This window comes from Methyloradius palustris, assembly GCF_019703875.1.
Taxonomy (GTDB): domain Bacteria; phylum Pseudomonadota; class Gammaproteobacteria; order Burkholderiales; family Methylophilaceae; genus Methyloradius; species Methyloradius palustris.
On the sequence record NZ_AP024110.1, the window covers coordinates 2,515,704 to 2,540,642 of the forward strand.

Sequence of the window (24,939 nt, forward strand, 5' to 3'; positions counted from 1 at the left end):
GCCTCTATTTCTTGGTACCTTTTTTAGTCGAAATCTCTGAGGCATCAAGATAACGATAAGTTTTCGCTGTTGCTTCAATAGCCAATCCAGACTCTTTACCATCCTTACCTATGCTTGAAGTAATTGATATATCGTTCAGTGTAACAATACGTGAGAGTTTTGAAATATCACTCGCGAAAGCACCCAAATCAAAGTAAGTACCAGTCACTTTTATATAAATTGGCAATTCCGCATAAAAACCGTTATAGGTTTCTTGTCCTGGCTTAAATAATTCAAAATCTAAACCACGCTCTAGGCCAGCCTGATTTATGTCAGTCAGCAAACCATCCATTTGAGATTTATCAGGTAATTGTTTCAACAACACACCAAAAGTTTTCTCAATATCAACCATTTGCTGTTTATAAGAGTCAAGATTGATTGCCTGTCGCTTTTTATTGAGAAAAACCTCTCGCAAATCGGCCTCTTTAGCCTTGGCTGTTGCTAGATCATCAAGTAAAGGGCTCCATACAAAGTAGTAACCAACGCCCACCAGAGTAATCAGTAAAATTCCAAGCAATACACCCTTAACTGGTAAAGGTAATGTACCAGCAGTTTTAAAATCTATATGGTTGAAGTCTTCGAGCTTCATGGTTTTGCCCCTTTAGATTTGCCATCATCCGAAGCTGGGGTTGGGGGCTTGATTAAGACGCTCAATGTAAAGTTGTTTTGCTTGGCTGACCCAAGAGAAACCGTCTTTATCTCTATAAGATTGGGGGACTCCAACCATTGAGATTGAGATAAATTTCGTACCAAAGTTGCTACTCGTGCATTAGTATCAGCGAGCCCCTCAAGCATAATCATCGAACCTTGCTGCCTGATTGATTTTAAGAACAATCCTTCTGGTAATTGCCGGGCAATTTCATCAAGCAAGATCACCGCTTGGCTACGATTCGTTTGCAAATCCTCTACAACCTTCTTACGCTCAAGAACAGCACTAATCTGGCCTTTTAATTGTTTAATAGATTCAATTTCTTTATCTAGCTTTGCATTGGCTTCATCTAGGCGTTTATTTCTGCTTTGCTGCGCTTCGACTTGTGCATCAATAAAGGAATAACCCATAAATACGATAACGGCAGCAACCATCAGCGTGCCAATAAGCATTAGATTAAATTCACGCTGACGTTCTGCGCGTTTAATCTGTCTGTGAGGTAATAGATTAATCCGTACCATTAATCAACTCCTCGCATGGCCAAACCACATGCTATTAAAAGCGATGGTGCATCAGCAAAAACTTGTTGTTGTTTGATACGTGAATTCAAGCTCATTTTACTGAATGGATTAGCTATCAGCGTATTGACCTGAACACGCTCTTGCACGATGACATCTACTCCAGGGATGGCGGCACAGCCGCCTGCCAAGATGATATGATCAACGCGGTTGTATTGGGTAGAGCTAGTGAAAAACTGAACTGCGCGGGCTACTTCAAGCGCCATGTTCTGAACAAAAGGCTGAAGTACCTCTGACTCGTAGCTATCTGGCAGGCCACCTTTGCGTTTAGCGATCTCCGCTTCTTCTAAGGTTAAACCAAATCGACGCTGAATTTCTTGGGTGAGTTGTCCGCCACCAAATGCCTGTTCACGTATATAGACGGACTCATTATCGTGCATCACATTGATATGGATGAGTGAGGAACCAACATCCAGAATCATCACTGTTTGACCTTTACCATGATCTGGCAACTGGTCTGCGATCAGCGTGTAGGCTGTTTCTGTGGCGTAAGTTTCCACATCCATGACCGTTACTCTGAGGCCAGCACCTTCGGCGGCTGCCACACGATCTTCGATTTTCTCTTTACGTGATGCGGCGATAAGCACTTCAACTTCGTCAGGATTGTTAGGTGCCGGGCCGATGACCTGGAAGTCAATATTCACTTCATCTAGCGAGAACGGAATGTATTGATTGGCTTCAGCCTCTACTTGCAATTCCATGTCCTGCTCGCGGAGGCCAGATTGCATGATGACTTTTTTACTAATGACTGCGGCGGCAGGGAGCGCTAGCGCCACACGCTTCTCGCGAGAGCCTAATAGCTTCCACGCTCGTTTGAACGCATCTGAGACTTGGTCAAGCTCGCCAATGTTTCCGTCAACGACTGCATCCTTAGTAAGCGATGCAATAGCATAACCCTCAAGGTGATATGCACCCTTGCTCCCCTGTGACAACTCGACCATCTTGATAGAAGTAGAACTAATATCTACCCCAATGAGTGGCGGTGTCTTTTCTGAAAAAAAATCAAATTTCAAAGTGAAATTCTCTTTCTATATTGAGTAGTTACGCACAATACTAATAATTTACATTAAATGCTAGCAACAACTTTAACCCCTGTAAAGCAAATTCTATTTTTAATTCCAATTGAAGGCAAAAGTGAGACACATTTATAGTATATTCACATTGTGATTTTCAATTAAATAGTTATCGAACATGTTCCTCAAAAAGTGGTGGCAATACTTACTCATCATCATATTAGTGCTTGGCGTTATAAGCACTGCATTGATCGGCCTCGCCGCAGCCCTCATCTACCCTGAGCTACCCTCACTCGAAGTATTAACCGACTATCGACCCAAGGTGCCATTGCGTGTCTATTCTGAAGATGGCGCCCTGATAGCAGAGTTTGGTGAAGAGCGACGCGCATTTATCAAAATCGAGGATGTACCTGCCAACATGAAGAATGCCGTACTTGCAATTGAAGATAGACGCTTCTATCAGCACGGCGGTATTGATGTCAGAGGTATTATCAGAGCTGCTGTAAACAATCTCTCTGGTGGCGGCAAAGAAGGCGCAAGCACGATCACCATGCAGGTTGCACGTAACTTCTTTTTATCCAGCGAAAGAACCTTAGCGAGAAAACTAAGAGAAGCTCTGCTATCAATTAAAATTGAAAAAAGCCTCAGCAAAGATAAGATTCTAGAAGTTTATATAAACCAAATTTACCTCGGCCAACGTGCCTTCGGTTTTGCAGCAGCATCTCAGGTATATTTTGGCAAACCACTTGATAAACTCAATCTTGCGGAAACAGCACTATTGGCAGGCTTACCTAAAGCACCGTCAGGATATAACCCGTTTGTTAATCCCAAAAAGGCAATTAATCGGCAACGTGAAGTTTTGCACAGCATGTATCAGTATGGGTTTATTGATGAAAATACGTATCAAGAAGCGCTAAAAGAGCCATTAAGGTTCAGGCAAGCCAAACAATATCGCGACCTTTCTGCTGATTATGTGGCTGAGCTTATACGCCAAGAAATGTACAGCCGTTACAAAGACGATATCTACAGTAGCGGCCTGAAAGTCTATACGACGATTCAGAAAACAAGCCAAGAAGCAGCAAACGCAGCTGTATTCCAAGGCATCATGGATTATGACAGCCGCCATGGTTATCGCGGACCAGAGAAAACGGTTACACCAACGCAATCAACAACAGAAGATGGCTTGAACTGGGCAGATAATGCATTGGATGAACTGGACGAGTTCAATGGACTTGTTCCTGCTGCCGTCACCAAAGTCACAGAGAAGTCGGTGTATGTGCATGCTAAATCTGGTGAGAACATCGAAATACAGGGTGATGGCTTATCGTTTGTACAGAAAACGCTAAACGATAAAGACCTACAAAAAAGAAGCATCAAACCTGGCGCTATCGTGCGCATCATTAAGGCAGGCCAAGCATGGAAAATTGTACAGTTGCCGCAGGTTGAATCAGCGCTGGTATCGCTAGACCCACAAACGGGCGCGGTGCGGGCATTGGTGGGTGGCTTCGATTTTAACCGTAATAAATTTAACCATGTCACCCAGGCATGGCGCCAGCCCGGCTCAAGCTTTAAACCTTTTATCTATTCAGCCTCGCTAGAAAAAGGCTTTACGCCTGCCAGCATTATTGATGACGCGCCTATCAGCATCAGCGCTGAAGAAACAGGCAGCGGCTCATCTTGGGAGCCAAAGAATTTTGACAACAAATACGACGGCCCTATTCGCTTACGCACCGCGCTGACCAAGTCCAAGAATATGGTGTCTATACGTATCTTGCAAGCCATTGGTGTCGGATATGTTCAAGATTACATCACGCGCTTTGGGTTCTCGCCTAAAGATCACCCGCCTTATCTGGCGATTGCATTGGGCGCGGGCTCGGCAACGCCTTGGCAAATGGCAGGCGCTTATGCGGTGTTTGCGAATGGCGGTTTTCGTGTGAAGCCTTATCTCATTAGCAAAATCACGGATAGCAAAGGTACTGTGATTGAACAGACCAAATTCTTACAGGCGGGTAAAGATGCACCACGCGTCATTGATAGCCGCAACGCCTACCTGATGACCTCCATCATGCAGGATGTGGCACGCATAGGCACGGCGGCCAAGGCAAAACAGCTGGGGCGTAATGATCTTGCAGGCAAAACTGGCACAACCAACAATCAAGTAGATGCCTGGTTTGCTGGGTTTAACCCGAATCAAGTGGCGATTACCTGGATGGGATTTGATCATCCACGCACATTGGGTAACGCAGAAACTGGTGCTCAAGCTGCATTGCCAATCTGGATCAACTACATGGCCGTTGCGCTCAAAGGCTTGCCAGATAACCCTTACCCAGTCCCTGAAGGCATTAGCTCAATCAAAATTGATGCAGTAACTGGAACCCGTGTAGATGACAATGCGCCTGGGATTTTTGAATACTTCTATCATGAGTTCCCACCGCCAGATAACGAGCCAGAACCAACGCTGATTCCAGGCTTTCCGCCTGCATCTAGGGCAGGTGAAGAAGTAGAAAAAACTAAGGCAGATCAACTATACTAAATTTAACAATCAGCATATTGCTGATTGTTAGTGTGCACTTAATGCCGAACATGGCGCTTAGATGGCAAAAGAGATGGCTGATAGACAACATAATCTCAGGCAACTGGTTGCACAACAAGCCGCGCGCATGATGGCTGAAGATGGCGTTTCTGATTACGCTTATGCCAAGCGCAAGGCTGGCCGCCAATTAGGCATCATAGATAGTAGCTGCCTACCCACCAATGCGGAAATCGAAGAGGAAATCAAGATTTTCCATGAGATTTACAACAGTGAAGAGCAGCCTGAAGCCTTACGGCAATTACGTGCTGATGCGCTGACAGTCATGCAGCTATTAGAGCGCTTCAACCCTCATCTCACAGGCTCCGTACTCGATGGCACCGCTGGGCGCTATGCCGAAACACACATTCATTTGTTTGCTGAAAGCCTGAAAGATGTTGAGATATTCTTGCTCAACCAGCAGATACCCTATGAAACCGATGAAAAGTCCTACCGCATCAGTAACAGCCGACCAAATAATAATAAAAATAGCAATGAAAGAAGAGCGGCAGACAGAAAAACTTCAGATCGAAGAAAAGTACCAGTATTTACCTTGGAGGGCCCGAATGGACTGATTAAACTCAGCATTTTTGAGTTTGATGATATGCGTACACCGACCAAGAGCCCAGTGAATGGTACTAATGCGGCCAAGGTCAATGCGAGTGAACTCAAGAACCTGATTCAATCCAGCAAGACAACGACTAATAACGTGGAAAGCAATTCACTCAGGACTGAGTGAAAACCGCCAACTAATCCTTTAACCAGCGTGCAATATCCATCGCATAGTAAGTCAAAATACCATCGGCGCCAGCGCGCTTAAACCCCAGCATCGCCTCTAACACACACTGCTTTTCATCCAGCCAGCCGTTCTGCGCAGCGGCTTTTAGCATGGCGTATTCGCCACTGACTTGATAGGCATAAGTGGGCACTTTAAACGTATCTTTTACGCGACGGACAATATCAAGATACGGCATGCCAGGCTTCACCATAACCATATCCGCGCCCTCTTCAATATCCAGCGCGACTTCTTGCAGCGCCTCGTCTGAATTGGCAGGGTCCATCTGGTAATTGTATTTATTGCTTTTGCCTAAATTAGCGGAGGAGCCAACAGCATCGCGGAACGGCCCATAGTAAGCAGAGGCATACTTGGCTGAATATGCCAGTATTTTGGTATAGATCAAACCTTCGGATTCAAGCGCTCGTCGGATAGCACCGATGCGTCCATCCATCATGTCGGATGGTGCGACGATATCCGCGCCTGCTTTTGCGTGGCAGAGCGCTTGCTTCACCAGCACGGCGACAGTTTCATCGTTCAGCACATAGCCAGTATCATCAATCAAGCCATCTTGGCCATGTGTCGTGTAGGGGTCAAGCGCCACGTCAGTAATAATGCCAAGCTCAGGGAATGCCTGTTTTAGAGCTTTGATTGTTCGCGGTACTAGGCCTTCTGGATTGTAAGCCTCACTTGCGTCCAGACTTTTGAATGACTGCCCCACCACTGGAAATAGTGCCAGCGCAGGTATACCTAATTTGACGCATTCGGCTGCAGTTTTTAGCAGAATGTCGATGGTCTGGCGCTGCACGCCAGGCATAGAAGGAACGGCTTCAGTTTTGTTTTCGCCATCCAGCACAAATACTGGATAAATAAGGTCGTTAGTAGTGAGTACATGCTCACTCATCAGACGGCGCGAGAACTCATCACGCCGCATGCGACGTGGTCTGCTAGATGGGAATTTTGCTATTGTCATAATGACTTTTATTTAATCAATATTGAATAAACGGTTAAGTTCAAAGCCTGGGTCGGGCTGCCGCATAAACGCCTCACCCACCAAGAAAGTATGTACATTATTCTTACGCATCAGTGCAACATCATCTGGGGTGAAAATGCCAGATTCTGTGACCACGATTTTCCCTACTGGAATCTTCGCTAGCAAATCAAGCGTAGTATCCAACGTCACTTCAAACGTACGCAGATTGCGGTTGTTGATACCCAATAATGGTGTCTCTAATTGCAGTGCGAGCTCCAGCTCTTCCGCATTATGCACTTCCACCAATACGGCCATACCAAGATCATGCGCGATGGTTTCTAGTTGATGCATACGCGGCAAATCAAGCGCAGCGGCAATCAATAAAATACAGTCAGCGCCCATTGCTCGAGCTTCATAGACTTGGTAAGCCTCAATCATGAAATCTTTGCGCAGCACAGGGATATTACAAGCAGCGCGCGCCTGCTTCAAATAATCAGCATGGCCTTGGAAAAAGTCTTGATCCGTCAGTACAGATAAACAGGCTGCCCCACCTTTTTCATAGCTTGCAGCGATGTCTGCTGGATGGAAATCTTCACGTATCACGCCTTTTGAGGGGCTGGCTTTCTTGATTTCAGCAATCACAGCAGCCTGACCAGCGCTAATCTTATTGCGGATGCTGCCAATAAAATCCCGTGGTTTTTGCGCAGCCAATGCCGCTTGCTGCATCAAAATCAACGGCTTTTCAGCCATCGCGGCGCGAACTTCAGCCTGCTTTACATTAAGTATCTTGTTTAGAATATCTGACATTGTTTTATCTTTATTGGTATCAATTAAAGCTATTGATATTGATGCCCTTGGTAATTCAACCAACCAGCAACATGGTGACCTTGTGGGTCATGATGCGTCCAGTGCACCACGCCACCTTTATCATTCCACTCATATTGACCATTGAACGCAATCATATCACCCACCGTCAGGTTGGGAATTTTTGGTGCAATATCAATGTTGTGCGCAATGAGCAGCGTTAAACCATTATTTAATCGGATGATAAACCGTTGATGCCGCGTGCCATCGTTATCATCCGAAAGAAGTTTGATAATTTGACCCGTTGATTGCACTTGCGCATGAGGGGTGTGGCTATCAAATGACTGCTGTATCGCTACGTCCGCCGCAGAAAAACCTGCGACAGGCACTACTTTTTCAGTAAACCCTGAAAGCTGTGCCTGGGATTTTTTGCCATCAATACCGTCAGAAAAACCAACATTAAATATGGTGTAAACAATACCAATAACGACAACCAGCAATACTTTAAGCATTAACGATGACTCACTTCAATTAAGCTATTCAGCTTAGCCAGGGCAACGCCTGAATCAATAGAATCAGCCGCTTTTTGAATACCCACTTCTAAACTATCGGCAACCCCTGACACATATATCGCAGCCCCTGCGTTCAACAACACAATATCCCGCGCAGCGCCCTGCTCACCATTTAATACACGCAATATCACTTGTCTGGACTCTTCGGCGCTTTCTACATGAATGCTATCTAAAGCATGTATCGCCATGCCGAACTGCTTTGGGTTCAAGGTGTATTCAGACACGGTGCCATTTTTCAGTTCAGCCACATAAGTGTCGCCAGAAAAAGAGATTTCATCCATATCATCGGCGCTGTGTACGACCATCACATGTTCGCTGCCAAGACGCTTTAAAGTTTGTGCCAGCAATGGCACTAGATCTTTGTGGAACACGCCCATCACCTGCCTTTTAGCGCCCGCAGGGTTGGTCAGCGGGCCAAGCAGGTTAAATAGAGTACGCACACCCAGTTCTTTTCTGACAGGTCCGGCATATTTCATCGCGCTATGGTGGTTAGGCGCAAACATGAAGCCAATGCCAATCTCGTCAATACACTTTGCAACTTGTTCTGGGGTCAGTTGAATATTGACGCCGAGCGCCTCAAGCACATCTGCACTACCTGTTTTTGACGAAGCCGCACGATTGCCATGTTTGGCAATTCTGGCACCCGCGCCTGCGGCCACAAAGGCACAGCAGGTAGAAACATTAAACGCTTTGTGCGCTGCACCGCCTGTACCGCAGGTATCAATCAAGTGAACATCATCAACCACCTGCACTTTGGTCGAAAGCTCGCGCATGACTTGCGCTGCAGCAGCAATTTCATCCACCGTTTCCACTTTAACGCGCAAGCCCATCAGTAAACCTGCAATTTGCGCGGGCGTGTATTCACCTGCCATTACTTGCCGCATGATGCTGAGCATTTGTTCATGGCTAAAATTCTGGTGCTGGATCAGCTGGTGTAACGCAGCTTTGGCAGTCATTTCCATTTAATAAGCCTTGATAAAATTCTCAAGGAGCTCGTGACCATATTCCGTCAAAATGGATTCTGGATGGAATTGCACACCTTCAATTGCTAGCGTTTTATGACGCACGCCCATGATCTCGCCGTCTTCCGTCCAAGCCGTAATCTCAAGGCAATCCGGGATGCTTTCACGCTCAATCACCAATGAGTGGTAGCGCGTGGCGGTGTAGGGGTTAGGTAAGTCTTTGAATACCCCCACGTTACTGTGGTGAATCTGCGACGTTTTGCCATGCATCAATTGCTTGGCATGTACGATCTTGCCGCCGAATGCCTGGCCGATACTTTGATGGCCGAGACAAACACCGAGCAAAGGAATCTTGCCAGCAAACTCGTTAATCAGTGGCACGGAAATACCCGCTTCGTTTGGCGTGCAAGGGCCGGGGGAAATCACAATATGGCGCGGGTTTAATTCGGCCACTTTGGCCAAATCAATCTCGTCGTTACGGTAAACCTCTACGTCTTGACCCAACTCACCGAGGTATTGCACCAAGTTATAGGTGAAGGAGTCGTAGTTATCAATCATCAGCAACATAATAATCCTAGCGGTATCTTATTTAGTCTTGGTTTCTGGCATACAAGCTTGTGCAGGTTGTTGTGACTGCCAGAATGATTTTAAATTTCTTTGGAGCAGGTCAAATGCCAAGCTGAATTAATCAGCAGCATTGCGCCTTGATTGAAAATACGCCATCGCTGGAAGTTGGAATGTTGCATGTAGCTTATTTTACATCTTGTTGAGCAAGTTAAAAACAGATTTGGCGTGGTAGTTGACAAGCCATCATTACTCAGCTTGATTAGTCTTATGAAAAAACTGTTCAAACGCATCCAGTGGCGCAGGTTTAGCAAAATAATATCCTTGAAATTTAGAACAACCGAATTGCATCAACAATTCAAGTTGAGCCTTGGTTTCGACGCCTTCGGCAATCACATTAATCCCCAAGCTTTTACTGATAGCGACGATGGCCTGAACAATCGCAGCATCATTAGCATCCTCCACAATATCGTTTACAAATGATTTATCTATTTTTACTTGGGTAAATGGCAATTGTTTCAAGTAGGCAAGTGACGAGTAGCCAGTACCGAAGTCATCCATAGACAGGCGGACACCAATCGCTCGAAGCGCAACCATTTTGCGAACGGTATCATCGATATTATCGAGCACGGTACTTTCGGTGAGCTCTAGCTTGAGTAAAGAGGGCGATACGCCCGTTTCCACCAATAAGCTAGCCACTTCGTCAACGAACCCAGCTTGACGGAATTGCACCGCGCTCACATTTACCGAGAGCATGATATGTTGTTTTTCTGGTCGGCTCTGCCAAACCCTGAGCTGTTCACAGGCTTGCCGTAGCACCCAATGACCGATAGGGATAATCAGGCCAGTTTCTTCCGCCAGTGGGATAAACTCCATCGGCATCACCAGCCCATGCTCTGGCTGTAGCCAGCGGATGAGCAATTCAGCACCGAAGATTTTAGACTGCTCATCTACTTGCGGCTGGTAGTAGACCTCAAACTCGTTTTGAACCAATGCCTTGCGCATTTCAGCTTCAATACGGCTACGTTTTTCCAGCGCGGCCTGCATCTGTGGATCAAAAAATACAAAAGTATTACGTCCACGGCTTTTTGCTTGGTACATCGCAGTATCGGAGCGCTTCAATAATTCTTGCGCTGCCTGCTCCACCCCTTGAAACAGGCAGATACCGATACTGGAAGTATGGTGATGTTCAATCTCTTGTAAATAATAGGGCTGGTTGATGGCGACTTGTATTTTCTCTGCAAGCTGTTTTGTCTGCGCAATGGATTGCGTTAAATCCTCGCTGAGATTTTCCAGCACCAATACAAACTCATCACCACCCAAACGCGCCACAGTATCATCGGCACGCACACATTCACTCAAGCGCGCTGCAATCTGAATGAGTAACAGATCGCCAAGCGCATGGCCGCGAGTGTCGTTGAGCGCCTTGAAATTATCCAGATCGATGAAAATAACCGCACCATACTGTAATGATCGGCTGCTGCTGATGAGCGCCTGCTCTAGCCTGTCTTGCAATAATCGACGATTAGGCAGGCCCGTTAATGCGTCAAAAAAGGCAAGGCTGCGAATTTCCTGCTCAGCCTGTTTTCGCTCGGTGATGTCGCGGATAAAGCCTGTGACCAACGGCAAACCAATGTTATCCACAGAAGTAATGGTGAGCTCGACGGGGAACTCACTACCATCTGCACGCATAGCATTCATTTCCAGGCGTTTATTGAAAATAGATTTTTGCCCAGTAGCGATAAATTTCTGGTGCCCTACTGCGTGTGCATGTCGCTGGGCAGGAGGGATCATCACTTCGGCAAGTGGCCGGCCAATCACCTGGTCACGTGTATATCCAAAGATACGTTCAGCTGCGGGGTTGAACTCCTGCAAATGCCCGTTTTCATCTATTGTGACAATGGCATCCAGCGCCCCATCAATCACCGCTCTTAGCTTAATTTCACTGCTGAGCATGGCTTGCTCGATGGCATCCCACTCTGCGCGTAGCGCAGAAATCATGAGCACCACCAGCGATAAAGTGCTCATAAAGACCCAAAGCTCAATCGCTGTCTGATGCGGGTTCGCATGCGAAAAAGGACCGCTGGAATTGGCCGCAGTGCTGATGGCGATAATGGAAATGCCAAGCACAAGGATGCTTGCACCCATCAAGCCAAACCGCATCGTGACCCACATCACCATTGGTAGTACCAAGAAAGCGAGCAACATGAACTGCGCTGACACCGTAGGCACGAACTTAAAAATAACAAGTTGCAGCAGAAAAGTGAGCACAGCCGAGAGTATGAATTTTCCACGCTCTCGCCATAGCTGATTGAGTTTATTTTTGGAGAAATTTAGCAACGTGGGCAGTACCAGCAATACACCCATCGTGTCGCCAGCCCACCATACTAACCAATTCTGGGAAGCGCTCTCTTGAGGAAATATTCCAGCAGATACCAGACTTGCCACACCGATAGTTGCCGCGACTAAAGTGCCGGCCAGCCCTGCAAAAGCCATCAAGGCAATATCTTTGATATGGCTTAGCTTGCCTGAGAATTTAAAGTACTTGAGTATCCAAGTTGTGATAAAGGGAGATAACGTACTGCCCACGGCAATACTGACATAGGCCCAAGGGTGTGCAAATGCTGATTGGCTGCCATCCACCAGAAATGCGCCAACCATAATGGCAGGCCAGCATTGATAACCCCAACGCATCAACACAGCCACAGCAATACCACTTGGCAACCAGATTAAGGTGACATTAGGCGCAATACTCGGGAGTAATAAACCAGCTTTACCCGTAATGAAGTAAACAGCTACGATGATGAGCAGACGGCGCAGTACCAATTGGTTCATTAAAGCCATTTCGCCTGCTCCCCTTATGCTGCTTTGTTACACTCCATGGTTATCAAGCCCAGCAAGTACCATTTCTGCCGCACGCAATACGGCGCGTGCCTTGTTTTGCGTTTCAGTCCATTCACTCTGCGGCACTGAGTCAGCGACGATGCCTGCCCCAGCTTGTGAATACAGCATACCGTCTTTAATCACAGCGGTACGGATGGCAATCGCCAAGTCCATATCGCCATTAAATCCCAAATAACCCACAGCACCTGCGTAAATGCCACGCTTGCTAGGTTCCAGCTCATCGATAATTTCCATCGCGCGCACTTTGGGTGCACCACTCACTGTACCTGCAGGGAATGTGGCTTTCAATACGTCAATTGCCTGCATACCTGGCTTCAGCTTGCCTTCTACATTTGAAACGATGTGCATCACATGCGAATAGCGCTCTATGGTCATGTGGTCAGTCACCTTCACTGAACCAGTTTGCGCTACGCGACCCACATCGTTACGGCCTAAATCCATGAGCTGTACATGCTCTGCAAGCTCTTTAGGGTCAGCAAGCAATTCTTCTGCCAGTGCAATATCCTGCTCACGTGTTGCGCCGCGTGGTCGAGTGCCGGCAATCGGCCTGGCGGTGACGGTATTGTTTTCCAGACGCACCAGAATCTCTGGTGAAGCACCCACTACATGGTGGTCGCCCATATCATAATAGAACATGTAGGGCGAAGGATTGAGGCTGCGGAGGGCGCGATACAAAGAAAGAGGTGGCGCAGGGAAAGCCTGCGCCATGCGCTGCGACAGCACCACCTGCATGATGTCGCCTTCTATAATGTAATCCTGCGCTTTTTTGACGGCAGCCTTGAAGTTATCTTCACCAAACTCTGAGCTGGCTTGCGCAGTTGTCATTGCTGGCGCTTCAGGAATAGATACCGACTGCCTGAGTTTTTGAATCAGCGACTGTAAGCGTTGCAGCGCTTTTTCATAAGCGCCAGATATTGCAGGGTCGGCATAAACGATGAAATACAGCTTGCCCGAGAGATTATCTACAACTGCGAGTTCTTCAGAGACCATGAGCAAAATGTCGGGCACATTGATCGCATCTGGCTTTTGCACATGCGCCAAACGCTTTTCTATGTAGCGAATCGTCTCATAGCCAAAATAGCCCGCCAAACCGCCAGTAAATCTTGGAAGGCCTTGATAAGGCGGTGTTTTAAAGCGTACCTGGTAACTTTTAACGAAATCTAGCGGGTTGGTATCTTTAACCGTTTCAACCACTTCACCATCAGTGATGACCTGTACATCGCGTCTATAAGCAACAATGCGGGTTTTAGCAGGCAAGCCAATAATAGAGTAGCGCCCGAAGCGCTCGCCGCCTTGTACTGATTCAAGCAGGTAAGAAAACGGTTGATTCGCAAGTTTGAGATATAACGAAAGCGGTGTATCGAGATCCGCAAAGGTCTCGACCACCAGCGGAATGCGGTTGAAACCTTGACCCGCGAAGGCTTCAAACTCTTGTTTACTTAATGTGTGCAGCATGAAAATTCCCCAAAATATAAAGTTGGCGATGCAAGCTTGCGACTGGCAAGCTGAAACGCTGATGACTAGCTTGAAATGACTAGTGCCACCATCGCCAACTGTGTTCCTGACGGTTAATCAGGGTTTTGAGGAATACGACACACATGGGTGATTACTTACTTGAGCTTATTTACCAACGGTTGCCAATTGCTCGCGCAAGCTGGCAATAATCGTGTTGTAGCGGTTAGGGTCGGTGTCTTTAGCCGCACCAAACACTGCTGAACCTGCCACAAACGTATCGGCACCAGCTTCAGCAATCGCAGCGATATTAGCCACATTCACGCCGCCATCAATCTCAAGCCAGATTTCACGGCCTGTTTTTTCGGTATATGCGTCAATACGTTTACGTGCTTCGCGCAGCTTATCCAAGGTGCCGGGAATGAATTTTTGGCCACCAAAACCAGGGTTCACTGACATCAGAAGAATCATGTCCACTTTATCCATCACATAATCAAGATAGCTCAATGATGTACCTGGGTTAAACACCAGGCCAGATTTACAGCCTTGATCGCGCACCAGCGAAAGCGTGCGGTCAATATGGTCAGAAGCTTCTGGGTGAAAAGTGATGATGTTAGCGCCTGCCTTGGCAAAGTCAGGGATGATGCGGTCTACGGGCTTCACCATCAGATGCACGTCAATAATCGCATCGGTCACTGGGCGAATCGCTTCACAGACCAAAGGACCAATCGTCAGGTTGGGAACGTAATGGTTATCCATCACGTCAAAGTGAACGATATCCGCGCCAGAAGTAATCACATCGGTGATTTCCTGACCCAGCTTAGCAAAGTTAGCGGAAAGAATACTTGGAGCAATTCTGAATTGTTTGGCCATGATTTCTAATTTGGTGACTGAAAAAACAACTATTTTAACCGTAATTAGACTTAAATTAATAGATTAAATCGTTAATTCGTATGGAAAATCGTAGCGAGCGGCTTGAGTGCAAGGCGCACGGAACGGAGCGACCGAGACATATCATTAGATAGGCGAGGAAGTGAGTACCGCGCAACGCGGCAATCAAGTCGCGCAGTAGATTTACCATATGAATACTGAAAGTGTTGCTTATGTATAGCCGATACGGGAAAATTACGGGATGCATCTATTCACTGTTGGTGTAAATCACACCACCGCCCCGATTGATATTCGCGAAAACGTCGCCTTCCAGAACGAAAAACTGGGGCATGCGCTTCGCGATTTATCTATGCACGGCATTCATGAAGCGGCGATTCTTTCGACCTGCAACCGCACCGAGATTTACTGTAATACCGAAGACCCGCAAAAAGCCTTGCAGTGGCTGGGCAATTATCACCAGCTTCAGCCGCAGAATATCCAGCCTTATATGTACACCTTGCCCAGCCAGGACGCCGTGAAACATGCATTCCGCGTGGCTTCTGGCCTTGATTCCATGGTGCTCGGCGAGCCACAGATTCTCGGGCAGATGAAACAGGCAGTCAAAATCGCCGAAAGTGCAGGCACACTGGGTACGCTGCTGCATAAGCTGTTCCAGCGCACCTTTGCGGTGGCGAAAGAAGTGCGCTCCAACACCGAGATTGGCGCCAACTCGCTATCGATGGCAGCGGCTTCAGTAAAGCTGGCACAACGTATTTTTGGTGATTTGCAAAGACAAAAAGTATTGTTTATCGGTGCTGGCGAAATGGTTGAATTGTGCGCAGAACATTTCGCCACGCAAAAACCTGCCTCCATGACCATTGCCAACCGCACCCTTGAACGTGCGCAAGATTTAGCACAACGCATTGGTGGCAATGCCATTTTGCTGGCTGACTTGCCAGATCGATTAAGCGAATTCGATATTGTCATCACATCCACTGCCAGTACACTGCCAATCGTCGGCCTCGGCATGGTGGAACGCGCAATCCGCGCACGCAAACACAAGCCTATGTTCATTGTTGATCTCGCCGTACCACGCGATGTAGAGACTGAAGCCGGCGAGCTGGATGATGTGTTTCTATATACGGTAGATGACTTGGCCACCGTCGTTCAAGAAGGCCTCGTGAATAGGCAGGAAGCAGCCATACAGGCAGAGGGCATTATCGAACTTCGTGTTGACCATTTCATGCAATGGCTCAAAACCCGCGATGCGGTGCCAACCATCCGCGCCCTGCGTGATCAGGCAGAAAATCTAAGGGTGAATGAGCTTGAGAAAGCGCAAAAACTACTGGCACGTGGTGAAGACCCTGCTGCGGTATTAGAAGCGCTCAGTAACGCCCTGACCAACAAACTATTGCACGGCCCAAGCCACGCGCTAAACAACACCGTTGGCGATGAACATGCGCAACTAGAGTCACTATTGCGCCAGCTATATCAGCTTAACCATCAGTAGCTGGCCTTACAGCAGCTAATTGCAGAGGCGCTTGCCTTTTCAATCCATGACCTTAAAAATTACCCTTTAGTTATGAAATCTACCAACTCATGAAATATACCGCGCAATGAAACCATCAATGACCAAAAAGCTCGCCACGCTTAGCGAGCGGCTGGATGAGTTGAACCGCCTGTTAAGTAGCGAAGATGCCACCAATGACATGGATAACTACCGCAAAATCTCGCGCGAGCACTCTGAAATTACGCCGATTGTTGAGCAGTTTCGCGCGTTCCAGCTAGGTGAAGCTGATATTGCTGAAGCGCAAAAAATGCTAGCCGACCCTGAAATGAAAGAGTTCGCCCAGGAAGAAATAGAGACTGGCAAAGCCAAACTTGAAGCCATTGAAGACGAGCTGCAGAAACTTCTACTGCCTAAAGACCCGAATGATGAACGTAACCTGTTCCTGGAAATCCGCGCGGGTACTGGTGGTGATGAATCCGCACTATTTGCAGGCGACCTGTTCCGTATGTATTCAAGATACGCCGAGCGCCAGCGCTGGAAGGTAGAAATCGTTTCTGCCAGCGATTCTGAAGTAGGCGGCTATAAAGAAATCATCGCCAAAGTTGAAGGTTTTGGCGCGTATTCGAAATTGAAATTCGAATCGGGTGGCCACCGCGTACAACGCGTGCCAGACACTGAAACCCAGGGGCGCATCCACACTTCTGCCTGCACCGTTGCGGTGTTGCCAGAGGCCGATGAAGTTAGCGATGTTGTGATTAACCCGGCCGACATCCGCATTGATACCTATCGTGCATCAGGCGCAGGTGGGCAGCACATTAACAAGACGGATTCCGCGGTGCGCATCACGCACTTGCCCACTGGCATTGTGGTTGAGTGCCAGGATGACCGTTCGCAACACAAGAATAAAGCGCAGGCGATGAGTGTTCTGGCAGCACGCATCAAGGCCGCGCAGGTAAATGAGCAGAACTCAAAAATCGCCAGTGAGCGTAAATCACTGATTGGCTCTGGCGACCGCTCCGAGCGCATTCGCACCTACAACTATCCACAAGGCCGCATTACGGATCACCGTATCAACCTCACGCTATACAAGATTGATGCGATTACCGAAGGCGATATGGATGAGCTGATAGGCGCGCTGGCAGCTGAGCACCAAGCCGATTTGCTGGCAAGCTTGGGCGAAGATAATTAGCCATGAATAAACCCAATCTCAAGCAATCTAGCCTGCGTAGTGTTGCCCTGTTTGAGGGCGCCAAAGGCTTGCTGGTGTTGCTCACCACCTTGGCGCTGTTTCGCTATATTCATGCAGACTGGCAAGCGATGGCGGATAAAATTGTCCGCCACTTTCATCTGGACCCAACAGGAAAATACCCCCACATTCTGCTAACCATGGCAGCCAACATCACGCAGCCCAAGATACTCGCCTTGGGCGCAGGCGCTATTGCGTATGTAGCCATCCGCTTCGCTGAAGCTTATGGCCTGTGGCACAACCGCCGCTGGGCGATTATTCTGGGCATTGTCAGCTCTGGCATTTACCTGCCATTTGAAATCAACGAATTGATCGCACGCCAGAGCTTACTCAGCATGCTGATATTAACGCTCAACATTGTTGTTATCATCGTGCTCTGGCTGGGCAGGCCTAAAAAGCTTTAATCTTATGCAACCGACTTTGCGGCAGGCGGTTCTGCAAGCTCAACAACAGCTTGTGAGCACACTACAAATTGAGCCTTCAACTGCACGCATTGAAGCCATCGCCCTGCTCAACCATGTCATGCACCAATCATCGCGCGCATGGTTTTTAGCGCATGAGAACGATGCTCTGCAAGCCAATAACCATGCGGAGTTTCAGGCACTGCTTACACGCCGTTTAGGCGGAGAACCCATTGCCTACATTTTGGGTATGCGTGAGTTTTATGGGTTGAAACTGAAAGTCACGCCAGACACTTTGATTCCGCGGCCAGACACTGAAACACTGGTAGAAACTGCATTAGCGAAAATCCCCAAGCACCAACCTTATAAGATTCTTGATTTAGGCACAGGTACAGGCGCAATAACCCTGGCGATTGCCAGTCAGCGTCCCAAGACTTCAGTCACTGCAGTAGATGCATCAGAGGCCGCTTTAAGTGTTGCAATCGAAAACGCTGCAACGCTTAACATCAAAAATGTCAGCTTTTTATTAAGTAATTGGTTTGCAGATTTGCAAAATCAACGTTTCGACTTAATTGTGAGCAACCCACCTTACATCGAAAGCAATGATGCACACCTAGGACAAGGTGATCTGCGGTTTGAACCCTTATCTGCATTGGAGTCTGGCGCAGATGGGTTGGATGATATTCGCAGTATTATCCAAGCAGCCTCAGAACACCTGAACCCAAACGGCTGGTTGATGCTTGAGCATGGCTACAACCAAGCATCAGAGGTCGCTCATTTATTACATCAGGCAGGATTTTGTGATGTCAGCCATGCATACGATATTGCAGGAATTGCCCGAGTATCAATAGGCATGAGCACTTCATAGAATCATAGCAAAAAATGTTTCAAGATTATTACAATAAAAATTTTTGGTAATACCCAAAATGCTTTAATGTAGCGTTTTTTGGTTTTATATAGCCAATAGCAGACCAAGTAAAGGATGCAGATTTTGACTCGCCCAGCCTCAAGCAGTGCCATTAGCAGTAGCGATGCACTGATCAGTAAACTCCGCCTCGACAACAAAACTTCAGAACCCTATTACCAACAACTGATACGCCGTATTCAAACGCTGATTAAAAGTGGTGAGTTACAGCCTGGCCTTAGCTTACCGGCAGAGCGAGTGCTCGCACAATCATTGCGCGTAAGCCGTACCACCATCAAGCGTTGCTACGATGAGTTGCGTAAATCTGGCCAACTCAGCACCCATGGTCGCGGCGGTACAGCCATCAGGCAACCCGCAAAAATCAGCCCCACACTTGGCAAGCTCAAAGGGTTTGTGGATGAAATGCACGAAATGGGCATGACAGCCACCACGCGCCTAATCGAGCAAAAAATCGTCACAGATAGCACCATTGCAAATTTATTCAATCGCCCTCAAGACAGTAAATTCCTGCGTTTGGTCAGAGTACGATTAGGCGATGGCATCCCCATGTCACGCGAAACCGCTTGGTACGATTTAAGCCTTGCGCCAAAAATCGCGGACTGGAGCAGCAATGGCTCAATGTATGCGTTCTTACAAAAAGAATGTGGAATTGATCTGGCCTGGGCTGAACAATCCATTGAGGCTGTAATGAGCTCGCGCGAAGAAACCAAAGTGTTTGAGTTTAGTGAGTCTGGCCCCTGCCTGCTATTCAAGCGCAGCTCATATACTGCAGAAGACACTTTAGTTGAATACGTTGAAGGCACCTTCAGGGGTGATGCTTACAACTACAAAATCAAGTTGAGCGTATAGGTTTTACGCGCTAACTGCCGTAGCAGACTCAAGAAATGTTGCTACTGTTGCAGCAGTAGGTAAGGCGTTTAATACGCCTGATTTTGAGGCAACGATTGCACCACAGGCATTGGCAAAAGTTAGTGCTTGTTTCAAACACTGATTACCATTTAGAGCAACACATAAGCCACTGGCAAATGCATCGCCAGCGCCTATGCTATCTAAAGCGCCCACTTCAAAAGCTGCCACCTGAATGGGCGCTTGAGTTCGCTGAAACGCAATACTACCCAAAGCGCCAAGCGTCACAACAAGCAAACTACCTGACCAACTATGCCAGAATGTTTCTATCGCTGGCTGTAATTGCGCAGTGCTAGCCTCAAGGCTTACTTTTTCGAGCGGCATGGTGAGAGATAACAAGTCCACCGCTTCCACTTCATTCACAACCAGAATATCCGTATTGGCTAACAACTGGGTGGATAGTGGCTGCCAAGGCGAGGGGTTCAACATGGTCTGCACACCAGCTTGTTTTGCCATCACAAAAGCTGCGCTTACAGCCTCTATATTTACTTCAAGCTGGGCATAGACCATGTCCGCTTCCATCAACGCCTTTGCTGCCGACTGGACATGCTCGCTATTGAGCAATTGATTCGCTCCAGGATAAATCACTATCATATTCTGACCATGTTCATCGAGCAGTCCAACGCCGTGCCCAGAGTTTTCGGCAAATCTGTGAACATGTTTGCTATCGATTATTTCACCCTGCAAAACCTCCAACAAATGGTCACCAGCTACGTCATGACCGATGGCAAGCAGCAAGTCCACTTCAGCACCCAGCCGTTTCGCGCCCACTGCTACATTTAAACCTTTACCGCCCGCTTCAATATGTAAAGCACTTGCCGTGAGGGTTTCACCAGCAACTGGCAAGCGTGGCAACCGCCAACAACAAGCCTGAATAAAACTCCCCACAACAAAAAGCCGCATACTTATTGTCCAGATGGTTCGTTAATATAGTTATTCTTAAGCCGCATATAGTGCTCTGCCGAATACATAAAATGAGCCAACTCTTGGTCCGTTAATTTGCGTACCTTGCGCACTGGGCTACCGAGATATAGATGCCCACTTTCTAGAACCTTGCCCTCTGGCACCAAGCTACCAGCGCCCACTAACACATGTTTCTGCACAACAACTTTATCCATGACTATGCTGCCCATGCCAATCAAGCATTCATCCTCAATCGTACAACCATGCAAAATCACTTTGTGGCCAACCGTTACATGGTTGCCAATGATGAGGGGGGCGCCTGCTGGATCCCAACTCGATTTATGGCTGACATGCAAGATGGATAAATCCTGAATATTGCTGCCCACACCTATATTGATATGGTTTACATCACCGCGTATTACCACCCCTGGCCAGATTGATACATCATCCGCAAGCTCTACTTCACCAATTACGGTAGCAGATGGATGCATGAACACACGCTCGCCAATCACAGGCTGATGCCCTTGATAGCTTTCAATAGGGTGATTTTCAATATTATTTTTAGTGATGCCCATAAGCCTCCAGTATAAGCGCTGCTTGAAGCCGTAGTATAATCTTGCCATGTCAGATTCAACATCTATCGGTATTGTCACACCACAGGTCGCGCACTTCAGTGAGCCGCTCGCGCTTAAAAGCGGCGAGGTGCTGCCGCAATTTGATCTCATCTACGAGACATACGGCACGCTGAATGCAGATAAATCGAATGCCGTGATCATCTGCCACGCACTTGCAGGCAACCACCATGTCGCAGGCATTCATAAAGTGGATGACAAGCACCCAGGCTGGTGGGATAACCTCATCGGCCCGGGCAGGCCGTTGGATACTGATCGCTTTTTCGTTATCGGCCTCAATAATCTGGGCGGCTGTCACGGCAGCACAGGGCCTTCCAGTATCAACCCCTTCACGCAAAAACAATGGGGCGCTAACTTCCCGGTACTGACAGTTGAAGACTGGGTGGCTTCACAAGCCCGTCTAATCAGCTACCTCGGCATCGAAAAACTGGCTGCCGTCGTTGGTGGCAGCTTGGGTGGTATGCAGGCTTTGCAGTGGACATTGAGCTTTCCTGAACGCGTTGCGCATTCACTGGTAATCGCCTCTGCGCCGAACCTGACTGCGCAGAACATGGCTTTCAACGAAGTCGCCCGCCAAGCCATTATTACCGACCCAGAATTTCATGGTGGCGACTACTACGAACACGGTGTTGTGCCACGCCGCGGCTTGCGCATCGCCCGTATGCTCGGCCACATCACCTATTTATCAGATGATGCCATGGGTGCAAAGTTTGGGCGCAAACTACGTGGCGACGAAATCAAATACAGCTTTGATGTTGAGTTTGAGATGGAATCATACTTGCGCTATCAAGGCGATAAATTCGCAGGCGAGTTTGATGCCAATACCTACTTACGCATGACGCGCGCGCTGGATTATTTTGACCCCGCGTTCGATTTTGGTGGCGACTTGGCCGCCGCATTCAAACGCGCTAAAGCCAAATTCCTGGTCATTTCATTCACCAGCGACTGGCGATTTGCGCCAGCGCGCTCACGCGAAATTGTGCAGGCGTTGCTCGATAACCAACTATCAGTCAGCTATGCAGAAGTCACCGCCCCTTATGGTCATGATGCGTTCCTGATGCCAGACCCGCATTACCATGCAATATTGCGCGCTTATTTAAAGAAAATTAGATTCGGGGAATAAGCCATGACCAACACCCAAATAAATTTTGTTGAAGCCGCAAAAAAACGTAGGGATTTTGCGCTAATCGCAAAATGGATAAAACCCAGCGCCAAAGTACTAGATCTTGGTTGCGGTGATGGCGCCTTGCTTGGTTACCTGCGCGATACATTAGAAGTGCGCGGCTATGGCGTAGAAAAAGACGACAACAACTGGCTGGCCAGCATGAAGAATGGTGTAGATGTCATTCAGATGGATTTGGAATCAGGGCTTTCCGGTTTTGATGACCAATCTTTCGATGTCGTCATTCTTTCGCAGACCCTGCAGGCTGTACAGAACACCGAACATATCGTGCAAGAGATGTTGCGTGTTGGCCGCGAGGCGATTGTGACTTTCCCCAACTTTGGCTACTGGAAACTACGCGCACAACTAACAGCTGGGCAAATGCCTGTTTCAGATGTGCTGCCTTACCAGTGGTATGACACTCCAAATGTGCATCTTTGCACCATCAAGGACTTTGACGAATTCTGCGAAAAGCACAATATTCATGTGAAAGAGCGCTTTGTACTGACTGAAGGTAAACCCATCAGCTTTATGCCAAATCTATTGGGTAGTTTGGCCATGTACCGCATGCAAACTAATTAAATAGCCGTATTAAGCCAACCACCCCAGACCCCAAGACTAGCAAGCCACTCACTCGCCTGACCCAAATATTCTGCAGCCAGGTTTTTAAACCCACCGCTGCCATCCCCATCGCCAGCAATACTGGTAGCGTGCCGAGACCAAATGCCAGCATCAGCATGCCACCCTCAGTAGGGCTACCCGTTGCAAGCGCCGCTACTAATACGCTATAGACCAATCCGCATGGCAACCAACCCCATATGGTTCCGAGCAGAAAAGCCTGTGAAATAGTAGTTACGGGTAAAAATCGTTTGGATAATGGCTGCAATCTTTTCCAGATGATACTGCCGACTTTTTCCAGCTTGGTAACGCCTTGCCAGATACCTGCAAGGTACAAACCAAGCACAATCAACATCACACTGGCCAAGCCATACAATATGCGTTCAATCGGCAGTACATGCTCAAGAAAAAAGCTGGAAGCGCCTATCGCACCGGCGAGCACACCCACCAAAGCATAGCTACTGATACGCCCCACATTGTAAGCAAGCAAAAACCCGATCTTGGGGCGGCTTTTTGGCAATGTCATGGTAACCGCAGCGACAATGCCGCCGCACATGCCCGCACAGTGGCCACCGCCGAGTAATCCCACTAAAAACGCGCCAATTAAACTTAACTCAATCATGCCGCTATTGTGGCATGGGGAGTGGCTTTTCGGGTATGGTTATGCCCATGACAAAAACCGCCAATATCAAAGAAATTCTTTTCAATAAACGGATGCTGATTTGCATCTTCACAGGTTTCAGTTCTGGATTACCGCTCTACATATTAGTCAGCCTGCTACCCGCCTGGCTACGCAGCGAAGGCGTGAACCTGAAAGCCATCGGCTTGTTTGCCCTGATTCAATTGCCATTCACCTGGAAGTTCATTTGGGCACCGCTGTTTGACCGCTATGTACCGCCTCTTGGGCGCAGACGCGGCTGGTTACTAATTACACAAATTGCGCTGTTAATCAGCTTACCGATACTCGGCCAGCTACATCCTCAACTCGACATCTGGACAGTCGCCTATTTTGCTAGCCTTGTGGCGTTCTTCAGCGCAAGCCAGGACATCGTGCTGGATGCCTATAGGCGCGAGTTATTACTGGAGACTGAGCTTGGCCTGGGCAACGCGATACACGTCAACGCCTACAAAATCGCAGGGCTAGTACCTGGCTCACTCTCTTTAATTCTTGCCGATCATTTGCCTTGGAATACGGTATTCACCATCACTGCATTCTTTATGTTGCCTGGTATTTTAATGACGATATTCGTTAAAGAACCAACCCTCAGCACCGCTAGACCGAAAACACTCAGGGCCGCAGTAGTAGAACCCTTTCAGGAATTCATCGGCCGCCACGGCTGGCAATCAGCGCTATTAGTCTTGGCGTTTATTTTTCTCTACAAACTAGGCGATAGCATGGCTACGGCACTGGCTACGCCGTTCTACCTGGATATGGGTTTTAGCAAAACTGAAATTGGCCTCATCGCTAAAAATGCAGGTTTATGGCCTAGCGTAATTGGCGGTTTATTGGGAGGCATCTGGATGATAAAACTAGGCATCAACCGCGCCTTATGGCTGTTCGGCGCTGTGCAGATGATTGCCATTCTCGGCTTTGCGTGGCTGGCAGTAGTCGGCCATGATTTGCTCTGGCTGGGCATCGTCATTGGGGTTGAAGCGCTTGGGGTTGGCTTAGGCACAGCGGCATTCGTTGCTTACATCGCTAAAACCACACACCCGCTCTACACCGCCACGCAATTTGCATTATTCACCAGCTTGGCCGCAGTACCCAGAACCTTGGCCAACGCTGCCACTGGCTATCTGGTGGAATGGTTAGGCTGGGTCAGCTTCTTCCTGTTTTGCTTTGTGATTGCGATACCAGGCATGCTGCTGTTGATTAAAGTTGCACCATGGAAAAACGAAGAATCATAAGCTT

The 24,939-nt window shown here is 47.9% G+C and carries 24 protein-coding genes; 10 read left to right on the forward strand and 14 right to left on the reverse strand.

The features are described 5' to 3' along the window. Positions 1-4 precede the first annotated feature (4 nt). From pilO to ZMTM_RS12165, 3 genes are read right to left on the reverse strand one after another with little or no spacing between them, the layout of a single operon-like run. Positions 5-628: a type IV pilus inner membrane component PilO gene (gene pilO / locus ZMTM_RS12155; protein ID WP_221764094.1), complete on the reverse strand. Its 624-nt coding sequence runs from the start codon at positions 626-628 to the stop codon at positions 5-7. Further along, the gene (locus tag ZMTM_RS12160) at positions 625-1,209 is read right to left on the reverse strand and encodes a PilN domain-containing protein (protein WP_221764095.1); all 585 of its coding nucleotides are present in this window, start codon (positions 1,207-1,209) and stop codon (positions 625-627) included. The genes pilO and ZMTM_RS12160 overlap by 4 nt, the downstream gene beginning before the upstream one ends. Next, positions 1,209-2,279, reverse strand: coding sequence for a pilus assembly protein PilM (locus tag ZMTM_RS12165; protein WP_221764096.1), 1,071 nt, complete (start codon positions 2,277-2,279; stop codon positions 1,209-1,211). The genes ZMTM_RS12160 and ZMTM_RS12165 overlap by 1 nt, the downstream gene beginning before the upstream one ends. Positions 2,280-2,457: 178 nt before the next feature. Between ZMTM_RS12165 and ZMTM_RS12170 the strand changes: the two genes are divergently transcribed. Together ZMTM_RS12170 and ZMTM_RS12175 are read left to right on the forward strand one after the other, a co-directional pair. Further along, a complete protein-coding gene (locus ZMTM_RS12170; protein ID WP_221764097.1) occupies positions 2,458-4,812 on the forward strand; it encodes a penicillin-binding protein 1A in 2,355 nt (784 codons plus the stop codon). Positions 4,813-4,873: 61 nt separating this feature from the next. Beyond that, positions 4,874-5,587 (forward strand): hypothetical protein, encoded by a 714-nt coding sequence (locus tag ZMTM_RS12175; RefSeq protein WP_221764098.1) that lies wholly within the window; start codon positions 4,874-4,876, stop codon positions 5,585-5,587. A 10-nt stretch (positions 5,588-5,597) separates the two neighbouring features. On the opposite strand, the gene hemB is transcribed toward ZMTM_RS12175, so the two are convergent. The 8 genes from hemB to rpe all read right to left on the reverse strand — a co-directional run bounded on the left by hemB (position 5,598) and on the right by rpe (position 14,727). Next, the gene (hemB, locus tag ZMTM_RS12180) at positions 5,598-6,596 is read right to left on the reverse strand and encodes a porphobilinogen synthase (protein ID WP_221764099.1); all 999 of its coding nucleotides are present in this window, start codon (positions 6,594-6,596) and stop codon (positions 5,598-5,600) included. A 12-nt stretch (positions 6,597-6,608) separates the two neighbouring features. After that, positions 6,609-7,403 (reverse strand): indole-3-glycerol phosphate synthase TrpC, encoded by a 795-nt coding sequence (trpC, locus tag ZMTM_RS12185; protein WP_221764100.1) that lies wholly within the window; start codon positions 7,401-7,403, stop codon positions 6,609-6,611. A gap of 29 nt (positions 7,404-7,432) precedes the next feature. Continuing rightward, complete coding sequence (locus ZMTM_RS12190; RefSeq protein WP_221764101.1) at positions 7,433-7,912, reverse strand: DUF3465 domain-containing protein; 480 nt, start codon at positions 7,910-7,912, stop codon at positions 7,433-7,435. Continuing rightward, a complete protein-coding gene (gene trpD, locus ZMTM_RS12195; protein WP_221764102.1) occupies positions 7,912-8,934 on the reverse strand; it encodes an anthranilate phosphoribosyltransferase in 1,023 nt (340 codons plus the stop codon). The genes ZMTM_RS12190 and trpD overlap by 1 nt, the downstream gene beginning before the upstream one ends. After that, positions 8,935-9,501, reverse strand: a complete 567-nt coding sequence (locus ZMTM_RS12200) for an anthranilate synthase component II (protein ID WP_221764103.1) — start codon at positions 9,499-9,501, stop codon at positions 8,935-8,937. It abuts the gene before it with no gap. A gap of 246 nt (positions 9,502-9,747) precedes the next feature. After that, positions 9,748-12,333, reverse strand: a complete 2,586-nt coding sequence (locus ZMTM_RS12205) for an EAL domain-containing protein (protein ID WP_221764104.1) — start codon at positions 12,331-12,333, stop codon at positions 9,748-9,750. 36 nt (positions 12,334-12,369) lie between these two features. Further along, a complete protein-coding gene (gene trpE / locus ZMTM_RS12210; RefSeq protein WP_221764105.1) occupies positions 12,370-13,857 on the reverse strand; it encodes an anthranilate synthase component I in 1,488 nt (495 codons plus the stop codon). Positions 13,858-14,022: 165 nt separating this feature from the next. After that, positions 14,023-14,727, reverse strand: a complete 705-nt coding sequence (gene rpe, locus ZMTM_RS12215; RefSeq protein ID WP_221764106.1) for a ribulose-phosphate 3-epimerase — start codon at positions 14,725-14,727, stop codon at positions 14,023-14,025. Between the two features lie 259 nt (positions 14,728-14,986). Between rpe and hemA the strand changes: the two genes are divergently transcribed. The 5 genes from hemA (at position 14,987) to ZMTM_RS12240 (ending at position 19,655) form a co-directional block, all read left to right on the forward strand. Continuing rightward, positions 14,987-16,234, forward strand: a complete 1,248-nt coding sequence (hemA, locus tag ZMTM_RS12220) for a glutamyl-tRNA reductase (protein ID WP_221764107.1) — start codon at positions 14,987-14,989, stop codon at positions 16,232-16,234. Positions 16,235-16,340: 106 nt separating this feature from the next. Further along, complete coding sequence (gene prfA, locus ZMTM_RS12225; RefSeq protein WP_221764108.1) at positions 16,341-17,423, forward strand: peptide chain release factor 1; 1,083 nt, start codon at positions 16,341-16,343, stop codon at positions 17,421-17,423. Positions 17,424-17,425: 2 nt separating this feature from the next. After that, positions 17,426-17,884, forward strand: a complete 459-nt coding sequence (locus tag ZMTM_RS12230; protein ID WP_221764109.1) for a DUF2127 domain-containing protein — start codon at positions 17,426-17,428, stop codon at positions 17,882-17,884. A gap of 4 nt (positions 17,885-17,888) precedes the next feature. Beyond that, a complete protein-coding gene (gene prmC / locus ZMTM_RS12235; RefSeq protein WP_221764110.1) occupies positions 17,889-18,749 on the forward strand; it encodes a peptide chain release factor N(5)-glutamine methyltransferase in 861 nt (286 codons plus the stop codon). 123 nt (positions 18,750-18,872) lie between these two features. Further along, a complete protein-coding gene (locus tag ZMTM_RS12240) occupies positions 18,873-19,655 on the forward strand; it encodes a GntR family transcriptional regulator (RefSeq protein ID WP_225907036.1) in 783 nt (260 codons plus the stop codon). Between the two features lie 3 nt (positions 19,656-19,658). Here the strand turns inward: ZMTM_RS12240 and ZMTM_RS12245 are convergent, their stop codons facing one another. Both ZMTM_RS12245 and ZMTM_RS12250 read right to left on the reverse strand, forming a co-directional pair. After that, entirely contained in the window at positions 19,659-20,615 is a 957-nt protein-coding gene (locus ZMTM_RS12245) for a ribokinase (RefSeq protein ID WP_221764111.1), read from the reverse strand. 2 nt (positions 20,616-20,617) lie between these two features. Further along, a complete protein-coding gene (locus ZMTM_RS12250; protein WP_221764112.1) occupies positions 20,618-21,190 on the reverse strand; it encodes a gamma carbonic anhydrase family protein in 573 nt (190 codons plus the stop codon). 46 nt (positions 21,191-21,236) lie between these two features. On the opposite strand from ZMTM_RS12250, the gene metX reads away from it, so the two are divergent. Next, positions 21,237-22,370, forward strand: a complete 1,134-nt coding sequence (gene metX, locus ZMTM_RS12255; protein ID WP_221764113.1) for a homoserine O-succinyltransferase MetX — start codon at positions 21,237-21,239, stop codon at positions 22,368-22,370. Positions 22,371-22,373: 3 nt separating this feature from the next. Then, on the forward strand, positions 22,374-22,991 hold the full coding sequence (metW, locus tag ZMTM_RS12260; protein WP_221764114.1) for a methionine biosynthesis protein MetW: 618 nt from the start codon (positions 22,374-22,376) through the stop codon (positions 22,989-22,991). On the opposite strand, the gene ZMTM_RS12265 is transcribed toward metW, so the two are convergent. After that, positions 22,984-23,649, reverse strand: a complete 666-nt coding sequence (locus tag ZMTM_RS12265; protein ID WP_221764115.1) for a sulfite exporter TauE/SafE family protein — start codon at positions 23,647-23,649, stop codon at positions 22,984-22,986. The genes metW and ZMTM_RS12265 overlap by 8 nt on opposite strands. Positions 23,650-23,696: 47 nt before the next feature. Between ZMTM_RS12265 and ZMTM_RS12270 the strand changes: the two genes are divergently transcribed. Further along, positions 23,697-24,935 carry an AmpG family muropeptide MFS transporter gene (locus tag ZMTM_RS12270; RefSeq protein ID WP_221764116.1) on the forward strand — a complete coding sequence of 413 codons (1,239 nt, stop codon included), beginning with the start codon at positions 23,697-23,699 and terminating at the stop codon, positions 24,933-24,935. Positions 24,936-24,939 lie beyond the last annotated feature (4 nt).